Annotated in this window: 2 protein-coding genes and 1 pseudogene; 2 read left to right on the top strand and 1 reads right to left on the bottom strand. The window is 72.2% G+C overall.

Annotated elements, in window-relative coordinates; genetic code table 11:
• Positions 1–191: pseudogene (locus H5J33_RS31675) on the bottom strand (hydrolase); the annotation flags it as partial.
• A 145-nt stretch (positions 192–336) separates the two neighbouring features.
• Here H5J33_RS31675 and H5J33_RS31670 point away from each other — a divergent pair.
• Both H5J33_RS31670 and H5J33_RS31665 read left to right on the top strand, forming a co-directional pair.
• A complete protein-coding gene (locus H5J33_RS31670) occupies positions 337–1,248 on the top strand; it encodes a LysR family transcriptional regulator (protein WP_181798187.1) in 912 nt (303 codons plus the stop codon).
• Between the two features lie 186 nt (positions 1,249–1,434).
• A partial coding sequence (locus H5J33_RS31665) for a YbdK family carboxylate-amine ligase (protein WP_181798186.1) occupies positions 1,435–2,308 on the top strand: 874 nt, incomplete at its 3' end.

The raw sequence follows: 2,308 nt of genomic DNA, 5'->3' as shown, positions 1-2,308 counted from the left end.
CGCGGCAGCGCCGACTCCCAGCGGTCCAGGACGTCCAGCGTGGTCAGCCGGTCCTCGCCGAAGGCGTCCCGCAGATCGAGGGCGAAGCCGTCCGGGGTGACGAGGGCGGGGAACTTGGGCCCGCCCGGGGCCGAGAGGGTGGCAAGGGCGAAGGGTCCGGCGAAGAGCGCGGACGCGGGTGCGGGTTTCACGGACGTGTCCTCCTGATTGCGGTGGCACTAATCTGGACCCGCCGCTTGTGATCAGGGAAATAGATTCTGTGGATGGTCGGCATCCACCGGATTTATTACCGCCGCTCACCGCCCTCTGCCCGTCGCCCAGCACGAGGACCGATCCGTGAACCTGACCCGACTCGACCTCAACCTCGTCGTCGCCCTGCGCGCCCTGCTGGAGGAGCGCAACGTCACCCGCGCCGGGCAGCGCGTCGGCCTCAGCCAGCCCGCCATGAGTGCCGCCCTCGCCCGGCTGCGCCGCCACTTCGACGACGACCTGCTCGCCCGCGTCGGCGGCCACTACGAGCTGACCGCCCTCGGCCAGGTCCTCCTCGACCGCACCGCCACCGCCTACGACGTGCTGGAACGCCTCTTCTCCAGCCAGGCCGACTTCGACCCGGCCCACGAGAGCCGCGAGTTCCGGCTGCTGGCGTCCGACTACGCGATAGCCGTCTTCGGCACCGAACTCGCCCGCGTCGTGCACGAGGAGGCCCCCGGCATCCGGCTCCGCTTCACCCAGACCCAGCCGGCCGTCGTCGACGACACCGCCACCCTGCTCAGCGCCACCGACGGCCTGCTCATGCCGCACGGCGTGATCAGCGGCTTCCCCGCCACCGACCTCTACGACGACCGCTGGGTCTTCCTCGTCGCCGCCGACCACCCCGCCGTCGGGGACCGGCTCACCCGGCACGACCTCGCCCGGCTGCCGTGGGTGACCTACCAGCGCACCTACGACGCGCCGGCCGTGCGCCAGCTCGGCATGCTCGGCATCGAACCGCGCGTGGAAGTGTCCGTCGACAGCTTCCAGCTTCTGCCCCTGCTGGTCGCCGGCACCCGGCGCATCGCTCTGATCCAGGCACGGCTGGCGCGGATGCTGGCGCCGATCGCCGCCGTCCGGGTGGTGGAGCCGCCCTACGAGGCGGTGCCGCTGCGCGAGGCGCTGTGGTGGCACCCGGTCCACACCCACGACGCGGCCCACATCTGGCTGCGGGAGACGGCCCGGCGGGTCGGCGGCCGCCTGACCGGCGTGCCGTAGACGGTGCCGTACCGGTGCGCCCATCTGTCGCGCTCATCTGGGCGTCCGCGTTCTCCGAGGAGCGGCCCTGCTTAGCAATGGGTCTGGTGGGAAGTCGGAGGTTCACAGCCCCCCGCCGGCGGACCGGCGGGGCGGGCCGGATTCCGGCCGAGGCAGTCGGCGTTTGCCCGTCACCTTAGGAGTACCGTGACCGTTCGCATCGGAGTCGAAGAGGAATTCCACATCGTCGAGGTGGAGACGGGCCTGCTCGCCCCCCGGGCCGACACCATGCTGGAAACGCTCCCCGCAGACACCTTCACCACCGAACTGCAGCAGGCGACCGTCGAGACGAACAGCGGTGTGCACGAGTCCCTCGCCGACCTGTACGACGACGTCACCGGCGCCAGACGCAGGCTCGACACCGCGGCGAGCGCCCACGGGCTGGCCGTGGTGGCCGCCGGCACCGTGCCGCTCGCCCGCACGCAGGACACCCGCCCGACCGCCGGGCGCCGCTACCGCCACATGGTCGACGAATACCGCATGGTCGCCGACGAGCAGCTGATCTGCGGAACCCACGTCCACGTCGACGTGCCCGACCGCGACCTGGCCGTGCGCCTCATGTGCGAGGTGTCCCCGTGGCTGCACGTCCTGCTGGCCCTGTCGGCCAGTTCCCCCTTCTGGCTGGGCGCCGACACCGGCTACGCCAGCTGGCGGACCATGGTGTGGCAGCGCTGGCCCACCGCGGGCCCGCCGGGATGTTTCGCCGACGCCGCCGAGTACGACGCGGCCGTGCGGTGCCTGATCGACTCCGGTGTCATCAGCGACGCGGGGATGATCTACCACGACATCCGGCCGTCCGCCCACCAGCGGACCCTCGAACTGCGCATCTGCGACGCCTGCCCCCGGCCGGAAACGGTCGTCCTGGTCGCCGGGCTCTACCGGGCCCTGGTGACCGAGGCCCGCGAGCGGCTGGAGGCCGCGGACGCGCCCGTCTGCGACGGGCGGCACGAGTGGCTGCGCGCGGCCCGCCAGGAAGCCGCGCGCAGCCAGATCGGTGCAGGCGAGCAGGTCCTCCTGTTCG

The organism is Streptomyces sp. WELS2 (assembly GCF_013870595.1).
Classification (GTDB): Bacteria; Actinomycetota; Actinomycetes; order Streptomycetales; family Streptomycetaceae; genus Streptomyces.
The sequence above is the reverse complement of the archived record's forward strand: the minus strand, read 5'-3'. Positions and strand labels throughout refer to the sequence as shown.